The organism is Glacieibacterium sp., from assembly GCF_965200405.1.
GTDB lineage: Bacteria > Pseudomonadota > Alphaproteobacteria > Sphingomonadales > Sphingomonadaceae > Glacieibacterium.
The window spans coordinates 2892826-2907492 of the sequence record NZ_OZ241356.1; the positions used below are offsets into that span (position 1 = coordinate 2892826).

The 14667-nt window shown below is 65.5% G+C and carries 14 protein-coding genes; all 14 read left to right on the top strand.

Going from position 1 to position 14667, the window contains the following annotated elements; genetic code table 11:
* The first annotated feature begins 75 nt into the window (after positions 1-75).
* The 14 genes from ACOFKW_RS13490 (at position 76) to ACOFKW_RS13555 (ending at position 14659) form a co-directional block, all read left to right on the top strand.
* Positions 76-1227, top strand: a complete 1152-nt coding sequence (locus tag ACOFKW_RS13490; RefSeq protein WP_419816949.1) for an NADH-quinone oxidoreductase subunit D — start codon at positions 76-78, stop codon at positions 1225-1227.
* Positions 1224-1565 (top strand): nuclear transport factor 2 family protein, encoded by a 342-nt coding sequence (locus ACOFKW_RS13495; protein ID WP_419814660.1) that lies wholly within the window; start codon positions 1224-1226, stop codon positions 1563-1565. Before ACOFKW_RS13490 ends, ACOFKW_RS13495 begins: the two co-directional genes overlap by 4 nt.
* On the top strand, positions 1565-2224 hold the full coding sequence (locus ACOFKW_RS13500; RefSeq protein WP_419814661.1) for a complex I 24 kDa subunit family protein: 660 nt from the start codon (positions 1565-1567) through the stop codon (positions 2222-2224). Before ACOFKW_RS13495 ends, ACOFKW_RS13500 begins: the two co-directional genes overlap by 1 nt.
* On the top strand, positions 2214-3521 hold the full coding sequence (gene nuoF / locus ACOFKW_RS13505; RefSeq protein WP_419814662.1) for an NADH-quinone oxidoreductase subunit NuoF: 1308 nt from the start codon (positions 2214-2216) through the stop codon (positions 3519-3521). The genes ACOFKW_RS13500 and nuoF overlap by 11 nt, the downstream gene beginning before the upstream one ends.
* Positions 3522-3524: 3 nt before the next feature.
* Positions 3525-5540: an NADH-quinone oxidoreductase subunit NuoG gene (gene nuoG, locus ACOFKW_RS13510; RefSeq protein ID WP_419814663.1), complete on the top strand. Its 2016-nt coding sequence runs from the start codon at positions 3525-3527 to the stop codon at positions 5538-5540.
* Positions 5537-6598: an NADH-quinone oxidoreductase subunit NuoH gene (gene nuoH, locus ACOFKW_RS13515; protein ID WP_419814664.1), complete on the top strand. Its 1062-nt coding sequence runs from the start codon at positions 5537-5539 to the stop codon at positions 6596-6598. The genes nuoG and nuoH overlap by 4 nt, the downstream gene beginning before the upstream one ends.
* The gene (gene nuoI / locus ACOFKW_RS13520) at positions 6595-7083 is read left to right on the top strand and encodes an NADH-quinone oxidoreductase subunit NuoI (RefSeq protein ID WP_419814665.1); all 489 of its coding nucleotides are present in this window, start codon (positions 6595-6597) and stop codon (positions 7081-7083) included. The genes nuoH and nuoI overlap by 4 nt, the downstream gene beginning before the upstream one ends.
* Before the next feature lie 65 nt (positions 7084-7148).
* A complete protein-coding gene (locus tag ACOFKW_RS13525; RefSeq protein ID WP_419814666.1) occupies positions 7149-7763 on the top strand; it encodes an NADH-quinone oxidoreductase subunit J in 615 nt (204 codons plus the stop codon).
* Complete coding sequence (nuoK, locus tag ACOFKW_RS13530; RefSeq protein WP_419814667.1) at positions 7760-8065, top strand: NADH-quinone oxidoreductase subunit NuoK; 306 nt, start codon at positions 7760-7762, stop codon at positions 8063-8065. The genes ACOFKW_RS13525 and nuoK overlap by 4 nt, the downstream gene beginning before the upstream one ends.
* Before the next feature lie 3 nt (positions 8066-8068).
* A complete protein-coding gene (nuoL, locus tag ACOFKW_RS13535) occupies positions 8069-10147 on the top strand; it encodes an NADH-quinone oxidoreductase subunit L (protein ID WP_419814668.1) in 2079 nt (692 codons plus the stop codon).
* 2 nt (positions 10148-10149) lie between these two features.
* Positions 10150-11700, top strand: coding sequence for an NADH-quinone oxidoreductase subunit M (locus tag ACOFKW_RS13540; RefSeq protein WP_419814669.1), 1551 nt, complete (start codon positions 10150-10152; stop codon positions 11698-11700).
* The gene (gene nuoN, locus ACOFKW_RS13545; RefSeq protein ID WP_419814670.1) at positions 11697-13142 is read left to right on the top strand and encodes an NADH-quinone oxidoreductase subunit NuoN; all 1446 of its coding nucleotides are present in this window, start codon (positions 11697-11699) and stop codon (positions 13140-13142) included. The genes ACOFKW_RS13540 and nuoN overlap by 4 nt, the downstream gene beginning before the upstream one ends.
* Positions 13143-13856 carry a biotin--[acetyl-CoA-carboxylase] ligase gene (locus ACOFKW_RS13550; RefSeq protein ID WP_419814671.1) on the top strand — a complete coding sequence of 238 codons (714 nt, stop codon included), beginning with the start codon at positions 13143-13145 and terminating at the stop codon, positions 13854-13856. It abuts the gene before it with no gap.
* A 5-nt stretch (positions 13857-13861) separates the two neighbouring features.
* A complete protein-coding gene (locus ACOFKW_RS13555) occupies positions 13862-14659 on the top strand; it encodes a type III pantothenate kinase (protein ID WP_419814672.1) in 798 nt (265 codons plus the stop codon).
* Positions 14660-14667: the final 8 nt, after the last annotated feature.

Here is a 14667-nt window from a genome sequence, read left to right on the forward strand (position 1 = left end):
GACCCTGTCGTCGAGCAGAAGGCCGCGCTGGTCGAGACCGGCGTGAAGACCGGCGAGATCGACATCCAGAACTACATGATCAACTTCGGGCCCCAGCACCCGGCGGCGCACGGCGTGCTGCGGCTGGTCATGGAGCTCGACGGCGAGATCATCGAGCGCTGCGACCCGCACATCGGCCTGCTCCACCGCGGCACCGAAAAGCTGTGCGAATACAAGACTTACCTCCAGGCTCTGCCCTATTCGGACCGGCTCGATTACTCGTCGCCGATGTGCATGGAGCACGGCTATGTACTGGCAATCGAGAAGCTCGCGAACATCGAGGTGCCGCTGCGCGCCCAGTACATCCGCGTGCTCTTCGCCGAGCTGACGCGCATCTCCAACCACATCCTCAACACCACGACGCACGCGATGGACGTCGGCGCGATGACGCCGATCCTGTGGTTGTTCGAGGAGCGCGAGATCCTCTTCACCTTCTTCGAGCGCGTCTCCGGCGCCCGGATGCACAGCGCCTACTTCCGGCCCGGCGGCGTCCACCAGGACATTCCTGACGGCCTGCTGAAGGACATCGACGACTGGGCGGTCAACTTCCCCAAGGCGCTCGACAACGTCCAGAGCCTGGTTGCCGACAACCGCATCTTCAAGCAGCGCAACGTCGATATCGGCACGATCTCGCAGGCCGACGCCATTGCCTGGGGCTTCACCGGCCCCTGCATCCGCGGCTCCGGCATCGCCTGGGACCTGCGCAAGACCCAGCCCTACGACGTCTATGACCGCATGAACTTCGACGTCATCGTCGGCAACAACGGCGATTGCTACGACCGTTTCATGGTCCGCATGGGCGAGATGCGGGAGTCGCTCAAGATCGTCCGCCAATGCATCGCCGAGATGCCCGCCGGCCGCCACGCCACCCTCGACCGCAAGGTCACGCCGCCGTCGCGGAACGAGATGAAGCGCTCGATGGAGTCGCTGATCCATCACTTCAAGCTGTACACCGAGGGCTTCCACGTTCCCGCTGGCGAGGCCTATGTCGGCACCGAGAGCCCCAAGGGTGAGTTCGGCGTCTACCTGGTCAGCGACGGCACCAACAAGCCGTACCGCTGCCACTTCCGCGCCACCGGCTTCGCCCACCTCCAGGCGATGGACTTCCTGTGTAAGGGCCACATGCTGGCCGACGCGACGGCGATCCTCGGCAGCCTCGATATCGTGTTCGGGGAAGTCGACCGATGAGCGCCGACGATCGTCTTGCGCTCGTCGATAAGCTGATGGCGCGCTACAATGCCGGCGACGCCGACGGTTACGTCGAGCTGATGACCGAAAATGCCGTCGAGGCACTGTACCGCGGTGCCGTCCTGCGCGACGGCCGCGAAGGTGTCCGTAGCGGCCTGAGCGCCATGTTCGCCGAGTTCCCGCAGAACCATGCTGCCGTAAAGGCGCGTTATGCGATCGGCGAGATGGTCGTGCTGCACGAGGAAGTCAGCCGCTCTCCCGAAATGGCATCGTTCGAGGTGATCTCGATCTATTCCTTCGCCGACGGCAAGGTCGATCGCGTGGAGTTCGTCAGGTAATGACCACCGGCACCTACAATACCACTGCCGAAGCCAAGGCGGCGCGTCCGCCGCGCGAGTTCAGCGACTTCGCCTGGACCCCGGAAAGCGCCGAAGCAGCAGCGCGCGCCATCGCGCTGTACCCAAAGGGTCGCGAGGCCTCCGCGGTCATGCCGTTGCTGTGGATCGCCCAGTACCAGATGGGTGCGGCAACCGGCAGCGCGTGGTTGCCGATCCCGGTGATCGAGTTCGTCGCGGCGCAGGTCGGCATGCCGTACATGCGCGCCTATGAGGTCGCTACCTTCTACACGATGTACAATCTCAAGCCCGTTGGCCGGTATCTGGTGCAGGTCTGCGGCACGACGCCATGCCAGCTGCGCGGTTCCGACGACCTGCTGAAAGCCTGCAAGGACAAGGGCCTGGTCAAGGGCGGCAACACCGCCGACGGCCTCTTCACCCTGTCCGAGGTCGAGTGTCTGGGCGCCTGTGCAAACGCACCGATGGTCCAGATCAACGACGACAATTACGAAGACCTGACCTACGAGACGATGACCGCGCTGCTCGAGGCGCTGGCTCGTGGCGAGACGCCGAAGACCGGCTCCGCCATCGGCCGCAAGGCGAGCTGCCCCGAAGGCGGCCCGACGACGCTCAAGGAAATGGCGACCTCCGATGCTCGCTGACAAAGACCGGATCTTCACCAACCTCTACGGCTTCCAGCCGTGGAACTTGGAAGCGGCGCGCAAGCGCGGCGACTGGGAGGAGACTGCCAGCCTCATGGCCGGCGGCCCGGATGCGATCATCGACCTGATCAAGGCATCCGGCCTGCGTGGCCGCGGCGGGGCAGGGTTCCCGACCGGCATGAAATGGTCGTTCATGCCCAAGACGCCGAACCCCGAGCGGCCAAGCTATCTCGTCATCAACGCCGACGAGTCCGAGCCTGGCAGCTGCAAGGACCGCGAGATCATCCGCCACGATCCGCACAAACTGATCGAGGGCGCGCTCATTGCGGGCTTCGCGATGCGCGCGTCGGCCGCCTATATCTACGTCCGCGGCGAGTATATCCGCGAGGCACAGACGCTGGTTGCCGCCGTCGCCGAGGCCTATGCCGCCGGCCTGATCGGCAAGAACGCCTGCGGCTCGGGCTATGATTTCGACGTCATCGTCCACCGCGGTGCCGGCGCATACATCTGCGGCGAAGAGACCGCGATGCTGGAGTCGCTGGAGGGCAAGAAGGGCCAGCCGCGCCTCAAGCCGCCATTCCCCGCCGGTGTCGGCCTGTACGGCAATCCGACCACCGTCAACAACGTCGAGAGCATCGCCGTCGCGCCGACCATCCTGCGTCGTGGCGCACCGTGGTTCGCCGCGATCGGCCGCCCCAAGAATGAGGGCACCAAGCTCTTCCAGATCAGCGGCCATGTGAACAAGCCGTGCGTCGTCGAGGACGCGATGAGCGTGCCGTTCCGCGAGCTGATCGACACGCATTGCGGCGGCATCCGCGGCGGCTGGGACAATCTGCTGGCGGTCATCCCCGGTGGTTCGTCGGTGCCGCTGGTTCCTGCGCACCAGATCATCGACTGCCCGATGGACTTCGACGCGCTGCGCGATTTGAAATCCGGCCTCGGCACCGCGGCGATCATCGTCATGGACAAGTCGACCGATATCGTTCGTGCGATTGCCCGCCTGTCGTACTTCTACAAGCATGAGAGCTGCGGCCAGTGCACGCCGTGCCGCGAAGGCACCGGCTGGATGTGGCGTGTCATGGAGCGCCTCGTCACCGGCGAGGCCGAGTACCACGAGATCGACCTTCTGCTGGAAGTCACCACCGAGATCGAGGGTCACACGATCTGCGCTCTGGGCGATGCCGCGGCCTGGCCGATCCAGGGCCTTATCCGCCATTTCCGCCCCGAGGTCGAAGCCCGCATCGCCAAGCGCCAGGGCTTCGTCCAGGTCCCGGCCATGCTCGAGGCGGCGGAGTAGACGATGCCAAAGCTTACTGTCGACGGCGTCGAGGTCGAAGTGCCTGCGGGCGCGACCATCCTGCAGGCCTGTGAGGCCGCGGGCGCTGAAATTCCGCGTTTTTGCTACCACGAGCGGCTGAGCATCGCCGGCAATTGCCGCATGTGCCTGGTCGAGATGGAGAAGTCGCCAAAGCCCGTCGCGTCGTGCGCGATGCCGGCGGCCGATGGCCAGGTAATCTCGACGACCTCGCCCAAGGTCAAGAAGGCCCGCGAGGGGGTGATGGAGTTCCTGCTCATCAACCACCCGCTCGACTGCCCGATCTGCGACCAGGGCGGCGAGTGCGATCTTCAGGACCAGAGCCTTGCCTATGGCAAAGGCCACACGCGCTATCACGAGAACAAGCGTGCCGTGACCGAGAAGTTCATGGGCCCGCTGATCAAGACGGTGATGACGCGCTGCATCCACTGCACGCGCTGCGTCCGCTTCGCCGAGGAAGTCGCCGGCGTCGATGAGATCGGTGCGATCGGCCGGGGCGAGAACCTGCAGATCACCAGCTATCTCGAAGCCGCGGTCAGCAGCGAATTGTCGGGCAATGTCATCGACCTGTGCCCGGTCGGCGCGCTGACATCGAAACCCTATGCGTTCGCGGCTCGCCCCTGGGAGCTGAAGCGCACCGACGGCATCGACGTCATGGACGCGGTCGGCACCAACATCACGATCGGCGCGCGCGGACCGCAAGTCATGCGCGTCAATCCCCGCATCAACGACCTCGTCAACGAGGAGTGGGCGAGCGACGTCACCCGCTTTGCCAACGACGGGCTGATGAAGCGCCGTCTCGACACGCCTTATGTCCGGCGCGACGGCAAGCTGGTTTCGGCGACCTGGCCGGAAGCGTTCGCGGCGGTCCGTGACGGGCTGGCGGGCGTTGCCCCTAGCGACATTGCGGGCCTGGTCGGCGACTTGAACGCGGTCGAGGACATGGTGGCGTTCCGCGACCTGCTCCACGGCCTCGGCGCGACGCGGATCGAGGCGCGGCAGGACGGTGCAGCGCTGTCGACGGCGGCGCGCGGCGACTATCTGTTCAATTCGACGCTGTCGGGTATCGAGACGGCGGACTTCGTGCTGCTGGTTGGCGCCGATCCGCGCCACGAGGCGCCGCTGGTCAACACGCGCCTGCGCAAGATCGTCCGGATGAAGCGGGGCAGGGTGTTCGGCCTCGGCCCGGTCGTCGACCTGACCTACCCGGTCGAGTGGATCGGCGACGACGCGTCACTGCTGGCGAACCTGCCGCAGGTCGTTCTCGATGCACTGGCCGCGTCCAAGCGGCCGGCAATTGTCATCGGCATGGGTGCCCTGAGCGGTGCGAACGGTGCCGCGGTGCTCGCTGCTGCCCGCGCGCTCGACATTACGCGTGACGGCTGGAATGGCTGGAACGTCCTGCATACCGCCGCGGCACGGGTTGGGGCGCTCGACCTCGGCCTGACCACCGATGGCGGTGTCGCCGGAATTCTCGGCAATCCGCCAAAGGCCGTGTTCCTGCTTGGCGCCGACGAGATCGACACGACGCCGCTGGCGAACAGCTTCGTCGTCTATATCGGCACGCACGGCGACCACGGCGTCCGCCACGCCGACGTGATCCTGCCTGCTGCGGCCTACACCGAGAAGTCGGGCACGTGGGTCAACCTCGAGGGTCGCGTCCAGCGTGGATCGCGCGCCGTCTTCCCGCCGGGCCAGGCACGCGAGGACTGGACGATCTTCCGCGCCCTGTCGGACGTGCTCAACATCACGCTGCCGTACAACGATCTGGTCGCTCTTCGCGCCCGCATCGCCACGGACTGGCCGCACCTCGCGGTCGAAGGCATCGCCCCGGCGACGCTGTCCGCCGCACCGGCAGTCGGCGACCTCGGCAACCAGGGTTTTGTCCTGCCGCGGGTGAGCTTCTACCAAAGCAACCCGGTCGCGCGCGCCTCCGCCACGATGGCCGAGTGCGTCGAGCAGATCGTCAACGCCGCCCCGATGCTCGAGGCCGCCGAATGACTTATACCGGCTTCTTCCAGCAGTACCTCGGTGCCGACTGGGGCTATTTCATCGCGACGATAACGCTGATCCTGCTGATTGCGCTGCCAACCATGCTCGGCGTCGCGCTGGCGGTGTACTTCGACCGCAAGATCTGGGCGGCGATGCAGATGCGCCGCGGTCCCAACGTCGTCGGCCCGTTCGGCATCCTGCAGACCTTCGCCGACGCCGCCAAGTTGTTCCTCAAGGAGACGATCGTCCCCTCGGGCGCCAACAAGGGCGTCTTCATCATCGCGCCGATGATCACCTTCGTGCTCGCCCTGATCGCCTGGGCGGTGATTCCATTCAACGCCGGCGCCGTGCTCGCCGACCTCAACGTCGGCATCCTGTACATCTTCGCGGTGTCGTCGATGGGCGTCTACGGCATCATCATGTCGGGCTGGGCCTCGAACTCGAAATACCCTTTCCTCGGCGGCCTGCGCTCCGCGGCGCAGATGGTCAGCTACGAAGTCTCGATGGGCTTCATCCTGGTCACCGTGATGCTGTACGCGCAGAGCCTCAACCTGGGCGACATCGTCCGGTCGCAGCAGGGCAACATCCTCGGCTTTCTCAACGGCAACATCTTCAACCCGCTGCTGTTTCCGATGGCGATCATGTTCTTCATCACCGCTCTTGCCGAGACCAACCGGCCGCCGTTCGACCTTCCCGATGCGGAGGCCGAGCTCGTCGCCGGCTATCAGGTCGAGTATTCGTCGATGGCCTTCGCGCTGTTCTTCCTCGGCGAGTATGCCAACGTGCTGTTCATGTGCGCCCTGACCAGCGTGCTGTTCCTCGGCGGTTGGCTGCCCCCGGTCGATTGGGCGCCGCTGTACATCATCCCCGGCTTCATCTGGTTCCTGATCAAGCTGTGCGCGATGTTCTTCGTCTTCGCCTGGGTCAAGGCGAGCGTCCCGCGCTACCGCTACGACCAGCTGATGCGCCTCGGCTGGAAGGTCTTCCTGCCGCTCAGCCTGTTCTGGGTCGTCGTGGTCAGCGGCTGGCTGGTCTTCACCGGACATTTTGCGAGCCTCCCCGCATGACCGCCATCTTCCGCGCCGCCAAGTCGCTGCTCCTGATCGAGTTCGCCCAGGGCATGTGGCTGACCTTGAAATATTTTTTCCGCCCCAAGGTCACCCTCAACTACCCGTTCGAGAAGGGCCCGGTCTCCCCGCGCTTCCGCGGCGAGCACGCACTGCGCCGCTACCCGAACGGCGAGGAACGCTGCATCGCGTGCAAGCTGTGCGAGGCGGTCTGCCCGGCGCTGGCGATCACCATCGAGGCCGAGCCTCGCGAGGACGGCAGCCGCCGCACGACGCGCTACGACATCGACATGACCAAGTGCATCTACTGCGGCCTGTGCCAGGAAGCCTGCCCGGTCGACGCCATCGTCGAGACGCCGAACTTCGAATTCTCGACGGAAACCCGCGAGGAACTCATCTACGACAAGGACAAGCTGCTCCAGAACGGCGAGCGTTGGGAGCGCGTCATCGCGGCGAACCTTGCAGCCGATGCGGCGTGGCGCTAATGCGCAACCCGAATCCGGGGCGTCGCGTCGCGCCTGTCCTTCCCGCCGCCAGCTTCGGATAGCCAGTGACCGCCGTACTCGCCTTTTACCTCTTCGCGGGCATCGTCGTGCTGTCGGGCACGATGGTCATCCTGTCCAAGAACCCCGTGCATTCGGTGTTGTGGCTGATCCTGGCGTTCTTCAACGCGTCGGGGCTGTTCATCCTGCTGGGTGCCGAGTTCCTCGCGATGATCCTGGTGATCGTCTATGTCGGCGCCGTCGCGGTGCTGTTCCTGTTCGTCGTGATGATGCTCGACATCGACTTCGCCGCGTTGCGCGCCGGGTTCGTGCGCTACCTGCCGCTCGGGCTGGCGCTGGCCGTCGTGCTGATCTCGGAGCTGATCTTCGTCTCCGGCTCGGATAGCCTGAAGGTCGTCCACGCCACCGCCGCGGCGCCGCTGACCGGCATGGACGGGATGAGCAACACCCAGGCGATGGGCTCGGTCCTCTACACGAAATACCTGTTCGTCTTCCAGGCGTCCGGCATGATCCTGATGACCGCGATGATCGGCGCGATCGTGCTGACCCACCGCCAGCGGCCCGGCACCAAGCGCCAGAACATCGATGCGCAGGTCCGCCGCACGCCGGCAAATGCCATCCGCAGCGTCAGCGTCGAGACTGGCGAAGGGGTCAAATTGTGATCGGCTTAGGCCATTATCTCGTCGTCAGCTCGATTCTGTTCGTGCTCGGCGTCCTCGGCATCGCGATCAACCGCAAGAACGTCATCATCATGCTGATGTCGATCGAGTTGATCCTGCTTAGCGTCAACATCAACTTCGTCGCCTTCTCGGCCTTCCTCCACGACCTCAGCGGCCAGGTCTTCGCGATGTTCGTGCTGACCGTCGCCGCCGCCGAGGCCGCGATCGGGCTGGCGATCCTGGTGATCTACTTCCGCAACCGCGGCACGATCACCGTCGACGACATCAACATGATGAAGGGCTGAGAGTTGATCCAGCTCATCGTCTTCCTGCCGCTGCTTGCCGCGCTGATTGCCGGCCTCGGCAACCGCATGATCGGCAACGCTCCGGCCAAGCTGGTCACCACCGCCGCGCTGTTCGTCAGCGCCGGCTTGAGCTGGGTGATCTTCCTCGACGTCGGGCTGAGCCACGGCGCCGCCTATACGGTCAAGGTTCTCGACTGGATCAGCAGCGGCGACATGCAGATCGCCTGGGCGTTCCGCGTCGACACGCTGACCGCGGTCATGTTGGTCGTCATCACCACTGTCTCAGCGCTCGTCCACCTCTATTCATGGGGTTACATGGACGAGGACCCCGACCAGCCGCGCTTCTTCGCCTATCTGTCGCTGTTCACCTTCGCCATGCTGATGTTGGTCACCGCCGACAACCTCGTCCAGATGTTCTTCGGCTGGGAAGGCGTCGGCCTCGCATCCTATCTGCTGATCGGCTTCTGGTACCACAAGCCCAGCGCCAACGCCGCCGCGATGAAGGCGTTCGTCGTCAACCGCGTCGGTGACTTCGGCTTCTCGCTCGGCATCTTCGCGACCTTCCTGGTTTTCGGCAGCGTCCAGCTCAGCGTCATCCTCGGCGGTGCCGCGGCGATGAAGGGCGCGACGTTCATGTTCCTCGGCCACCCGGTCGATGTGATGACCTGCGTCTGCCTGCTGCTGTTCGTCGGAGCGATGGGCAAGTCGGCGCAGCTCGGCCTGCACACCTGGCTCCCCGACGCGATGGAGGGCCCGACCCCGGTGTCGGCGCTGATCCATGCCGCGACGATGGTCACCGCCGGTGTGTTCATGGTCTGCCGCCTGGCGCCGATGTTCGAAGCCGCACCGAGCGCGCTGACCGTCGTCACCTACGTCGGCGCCGCGACCGCGCTGTTCGCCGCGACCGTCGCCTGCGTCCAGACCGACATCAAGCGCGTCATCGCCTATTCGACCTGCTCGCAGCTCGGCTACATGTTCTTCGCGGCGGGCTCCGGCGCGTACGGCGCTGCGATGTTCCACCTGTTCACGCACGCCTTCTTCAAGGCGCTGCTGTTCCTGGGTGCCGGTGCGGTCATCCACTCGATGCACCACGAGCAGGACATGCGCTATTACGGCGCCCTGCGGAAGAACATCCCGCTGACCTTTGCGGCGATGACCATCGGTACGCTGTCGCTGACCGGCTTCTTCTTCACCTCGGGCTATTACTCCAAAGACGCGATCCTCGAGGCCGCCTTCGCCAACGGCAGCGAAGCCTCCGCCGTGGCGTTCTTCGTCGGCGCCTTGGTCGCGCTGCTGACCAGCTTCTACTCGTGGCGCCTGGTGTTCCTGACCTTCTTCGGCGAAGCGCGCTGGGCTGGGTCAGAGCATATCCAGCACGCCGTCCATGACGCACACCACCATCACGACGCGCACGACACCGCGCACATGGATGTCGAAGGCACCAACGACAGCGCTAGCGAGGAGCATTCGCATGCCCCGGTCGCGGCGCAGGTCGTCCAAGGCACCGGCGGCTATCACCCGCACGAGAGCCCTTGGACGATGATGCTGCCGCTCGCGGTGCTCTCGGTCGGCGCGTTGCTGGCGGGCTGGGCCTTCCACACGCAGCTGCTCGGACCTGAGACCGGCGGTCACTTCTGGAACGGCTCGACCGTCTTCCGCCCGGCGCTCGCCGAAGCGATGGAGCATATGCCGGCATGGGTGGTCTGGACGCCGGGCACGGTCATGCTGATCGGCTTCCTGTTCGCCTGGAACAACTACCTCCGCAATCCGGATGCGCCGTCGCGTTTCGTTGCCCGGACACCCGGCCTGTACGCTTTCCTGACGCACAAATGGTATTTCGACGAGCTGTACGACATGATCTTCGTCCGTCCTGCCATGGCGCTCGGCCGCTTCTTCTGGAAGCGCGGCGACGCGGGCGTCATCGACCGCTTCGGTCCCGATGGTGTCGCGCGGCTGGTCGATGCCAGCAGCGGCGTCGCCCGCCGCTTCCAGTCGGGCTATGTCTATAGTTACGCGCTGGTCATGCTGATCGGCCTTGCTGCGGCCGCCACCTGGGTGTTGCGCCCGGCGTTCGGGATCTGACGATGGCCCTGCCAATGCTGTCCATCCTCATCCTGCTGCCGTTGCTCGGTTGCGCCTGGGTCCTGCTCGCCCCCGGCGACGAGGTTTCCCGCGCCCGCAACGCCCGTGTCTCGGCACTGGTCGTCACCGTCATCGAACTGGCGATCGGCGTGTCGCTATGGCTCGGCTTCGACAGCTCGACTGCGGCGTTCCAGTACGTCGAGAAGGTCGACCTGTTCGCGCCTTACTTCAGCTGGCACCTCGGCATCGACGGCATCTCGCTGATGCTGATCGTCCTGTCGGTGTTCCTGATGCCGCTGTGCATCTTGGCGTCCTGGACCTCGATCGAGAAGCGCGTCCCCGAATACATGGCGGCGTTCCTGCTGATGGAAACGCTGATGCTTGGCGTCTTCGCGTCGCTCGACCTGTTCCTGTTCTACGTCTTCTTCGAAGGCGGGCTGATCCCGATGTACCTGATCATCGGCATCTGGGGCGGCGCGCGGCGGATCTACGCCAGCTACAAGTTCTTCCTCTACACCCTGCTCGGGTCGGTGCTGATGCTGCTCGCCATGCTGTACATGGTCGGTGTCGCGCACACGACGGACATCCCGACGCTGCTGCGCTTCGACTTCGCGCCTGAGGTCCAGACCTGGCTGTGGCTGGCGTTCTTCGCCTCCTTCGCGGTGAAGATGCCGATGTGGCCGGTTCACACCTGGCTGCCCGACGCGCACGTCGAGGCTCCGACGGCGGGCTCGGTCATCCTGGCCGGCGTGCTGCTCAAGCTCGGCGGCTACGGCTTCGTCCGTTTCTCGCTGCCGATGTTCCCGGAGGCTTCGGCGCAGCTGATGTGGCTGGTCTTCGGGCTCAGCATTGTCGCGGTGATCTACACCTCGCTGGTGGCGCTGGTGCAGACCGACATGAAGAAGCTCATCGCCTATTCGTCGGTCGCGCACATGGCGTTCGTCACCGCCGGGCTGTTCGCCTTCAACCGGCAGGGCATCGAGGGCGGCATCCTGATGATGCTCAGCCACGGCGTCATCTCGGGTGCGTTGTTCCTGTGCGTCGGCGTCGTCTACGACCGGCTGCACACCCGCGAGATCAGCCGGTACGGCGGCCTGGCCGACAACATGCCGAAATACGCGCTGTTCTTCCTGCTGTTCACTATGGGCTCGGTCGGGCTTCCGGCGACCAGCGGCTTCGTCAGCGAGTTCCTGGTGCTGACCGGCACCTACGCTGCATCGACGTGGCTGGCGCTGTTCATGACTACCGGCATCATCCTCGGCGCGGCGTACATGCTGTACCTCTACCGCCGGGTCATCTACGGCAAGCTGGTCAATCCCGACGCCGCGGCGATGCCCGATCTCAACGCCCGCGAGCTGGCGATCCTGTCGATCGCCGCCGTCCCGGTGCTGTGGATGGGCATCTATCCGGCCAGCTTCCTCGATCCGATCCACGCGCCGGTCACCGCCATCCTGCAGCGTATCGACCGTGCTGCCCCGGCCCGGCCGACGATTCGCTTCACCAAGGCCCAGACGGCGCCCGCTGCCGCTGCTCCCGCCGAGACCGCCCGATGAACGACGTTCTCGCCTCCATCCATACCGCCGCCCCGGAGGCGGTGCTGACCGCCGGTGCGCTGCTGACGCTGATGATCGGCGTCTTCCGCGGTGACCGCAGCCTGGTGCCGCTGACCTGGGTCTGCGTCCTGATCTTCGCCATCGCCGGCTTCTCGCTGCTCCCCGCATCACCGTCGCCGGTGATCGCCTGGGGCGGGTTGTACGTCGCCGACGCCTTCTCGCACTTCCTCAAGGTCCTGATCCTCGGTGCCGCAGCGATCAGCGCCGTCGCCGCGCTGCCGTATTTCGGCCGCTCGAACAGCGCGCGCTTCGAATATCCGGTGATCCTGATGCTCAGCACGTTGGGCATGTGCATGATGGTCAGCGCCAACGACATGCTGACCCTGTACATCGGCCTCGAGCTGCTCAGCCTCGCTGCCTATGTCCTCGCCGCCTTCCACCGCAACGAGGCACGTTCCAGCGAGGCCGGGCTGAAATACTTCCTGCTCGGCGCGCTGGCCTCGGGCATCCTGTTGTACGGCATCAGCCTGGTTTACGGTTTCGCCGGCTCGACCAGCTTCACGACGCTCGGCGAGACGCTGCGTACCGGCACGCCCGGCATCGGCGTGATCTTCGGCCTGGTGTTCATCCTCGCCGGCCTGATGTTCAAGATCTCCGCCGTGCCGTTCCACATGTGGACGCCGGACGTCTACGAGGGCGCACCGACCCCGGTTGCGGCGTTCTTCGCCAGCGCGCCCAAGGCCGCGGCGATGGGCCTGCTCGTCCGCGTCTGTGTCGAGGCGTTCGGCGGCATGACACTCGACTGGCGGCAGATCGTCAGCTTCGTCGCCATCGCCTCGATGATCCTCGGCGCGGTCGGTGCGATCGGCCAGACCAACATCAAGCGGCTGCTCGCCTATTCGTCGATCAACAACGTCGGCTTCGCACTGATCGGGCTTGCCGCCGGGACGCGCGACGGCATCGCCGGGGTGTTGTTCTACATGGCAGTCTATCTGGTCATGACGCTGGGCAGCTTCCTGTGCGTCCTGCAAATGCGCGATGCCAATGGCGATCCGGTCGAGACCCTGGCTTCGCTCAATGGCCTGTCGCGGAGCCGCAAGGGCCTGGCGGCGGCGCTGGCGATCTTCATGTTCAGCCTCGCTGGCATTCCGCCGCTGCTCGGCTTCTGGCCCAAGTTCGCGGTGTTCACCGCCGCCATCGATGCGCGCCTCTACCTGCTCGCAGTGATCGGTGTCGTCGCCTCGGTAATCGGCGCTTACTATTACCTGCGCGTCATCAAATCGATGTACTTCGACGAGCCGGCGCCGGAGTTCGCCGCCTCCAACAGCCGCGTCAACGGCGCGATGATCGGCGTCGCGGCCTTGTTCTGCTCGCCGCTGGGCATGCTGGCGATCACCCCGCTGGTGGTCGCGGCACGCAATGCGGCGGCGGCGCTGTTCTAATTGGCCGCATCGATCGTCGAGCTGGCCGAGGTCGGCTCCACCAACGACTGGCTGGCCGAGCGGATCGATAGCCTTGCCGACGAAAGCTGGGTCCGCACCGATGTGCAGACCGGTGGCCGTGGGCGGCGTGGCAGGCCCTGGACCTCGCTGCCCGGCAATCTGTTCGCCAGCGTTATTACCCGCCCGCAACCCGGCGAGGGTCCGTCACCGCAATTGTCGTTCGTCGCCGCGGTGGCGCTTGGCCGTGCCCTCGACCGCTGGGTGGCGCCGGAGCGGCTGCAGCTGAAATGGCCCAACGACCTGCTGCTCGACGGGCGCAAGGTCTCGGGGATTCTGCTCGAAGGGCAGGGCGGCGCGACGATTATCGGTCTTGGGGTCAACCTTGCTGCGCACCCGACCGACAGCGAGCGCCCCGCGATCTCGCTGGCCGGCGCCGGGATCGCGGCACCGTCGCCGAGCGAGTTCCTCGACCTTCTCGCCCGCACCTTCACCGCCGCCCGTGCCGACTGGCGGGACCACGGCTTCGCACCCATCCGCGCCGCCTGGCTGGAGCGAGCCTCCGGCCTTGGCCAACGCATCGTCGCGCGGCTGGGGCATGACACGCTGACCGGGACCTTTGCCGGGCTGGGCGACGACGGCGCGTTGCAGCTGGAGCTTGACGGCGGCGGCATCAGGGCCGTCCATGCCGGCGAAGTCTTCGCGGTTCAGGGGTAGGCGCGGTGCTGCTCGCCATCGATGTCGGCAATACCAATATCGTCTTCGCCCTGTGCGAGGGTGAGGACATCCGTCAGCGCTGGCGCATCTCCACCGATCGCCAGCGGACCGCCGACGAATACGCCGTCTGGCTCCACCAGCTGATGAGCCTCGAGCATGTCGAGCACAGCCACATCGACGCCGCGATCATCGCCACCGTGGTGCCGCCGACGCTGTTCAACCTGCAGCACCTGTGCCGCAAATACTTCAAGGTCGAGCCGCTGGTCGTCGGCGACGCGGGGGTGCGGTACGGTATCACCATCGACCTGCCCAACCCCGGCGAGGCGGGAGCCGACCGCATCGTCAACGCCGTCGCCGCGCATGCCGGCTGGACCGGTGACTTGATCGTCGTCGACTTCGGCACCGCCACCACCTTCGACGTCGTCGCCGACGATGCGGTCACCGGTGGCAGCTACCAGGGCGGCGTCATCGCGCCGGGTATCAACCTGTCGATGGACGCCCTGTACATGGCCGCCGCCAAGCTGCCGCGGATCGCGGTCGAGCCACCCGGCGGCAACGGCTCGGTGATCGGCAAGAACACCGTCCACGCCATGCAGTCGGGCGTGTTCTACGGCTATGTCGGCCTCATTGAAGGTTTGACCGCGCGCATTAAGTTAGAGGTCGGGCGCACCATGACGGTGATCGCCACCGGCGGCCTCGCCACGCTATTCAACCGCCATACTGCGGCCATCGATATCGTCGATGGGGACTTAACCATTCGCGGCCTGATCCGCATCCACGCGCTGAATCAAAAATTTGGCTGAACAAAGAA

Bases quoted from the DNA above. Each gene is read 5' to 3' on its own strand.
- ACOFKW_RS13540 (WP_419814669.1), top strand. From the start codon at position 10,150: ATGGCCCTGCCAATGCTGTCCATCCTCATCCTGCTGCCGTTGCTCGGT.
- nuoN (WP_419814670.1), top strand. From the start codon at position 11,697: ATGAACGACGTTCTCGCCTCCATCCATACCGCCGCCCCGGAGGCGGTG.
- nuoF (WP_419814662.1), top strand. From the start codon at position 2,214: ATGCTCGCTGACAAAGACCGGATCTTCACCAACCTCTACGGCTTCCAG.
- nuoG (WP_419814663.1), top strand. From the start codon at position 3,525: ATGCCAAAGCTTACTGTCGACGGCGTCGAGGTCGAAGTGCCTGCGGGC.
- ACOFKW_RS13490 (WP_419816949.1), top strand. From the start codon at position 76: ATGATCAACTTCGGGCCCCAGCACCCGGCGGCGCACGGCGTGCTGCGG.
- ACOFKW_RS13500 (WP_419814661.1), top strand. From the start codon at position 1,565: ATGACCACCGGCACCTACAATACCACTGCCGAAGCCAAGGCGGCGCGT.
- nuoH (WP_419814664.1), top strand. From the start codon at position 5,537: ATGACTTATACCGGCTTCTTCCAGCAGTACCTCGGTGCCGACTGGGGC.
- nuoI (WP_419814665.1), top strand. From the start codon at position 6,595: ATGACCGCCATCTTCCGCGCCGCCAAGTCGCTGCTCCTGATCGAGTTC.
- ACOFKW_RS13495 (WP_419814660.1), top strand. From the start codon at position 1,224: ATGAGCGCCGACGATCGTCTTGCGCTCGTCGATAAGCTGATGGCGCGC.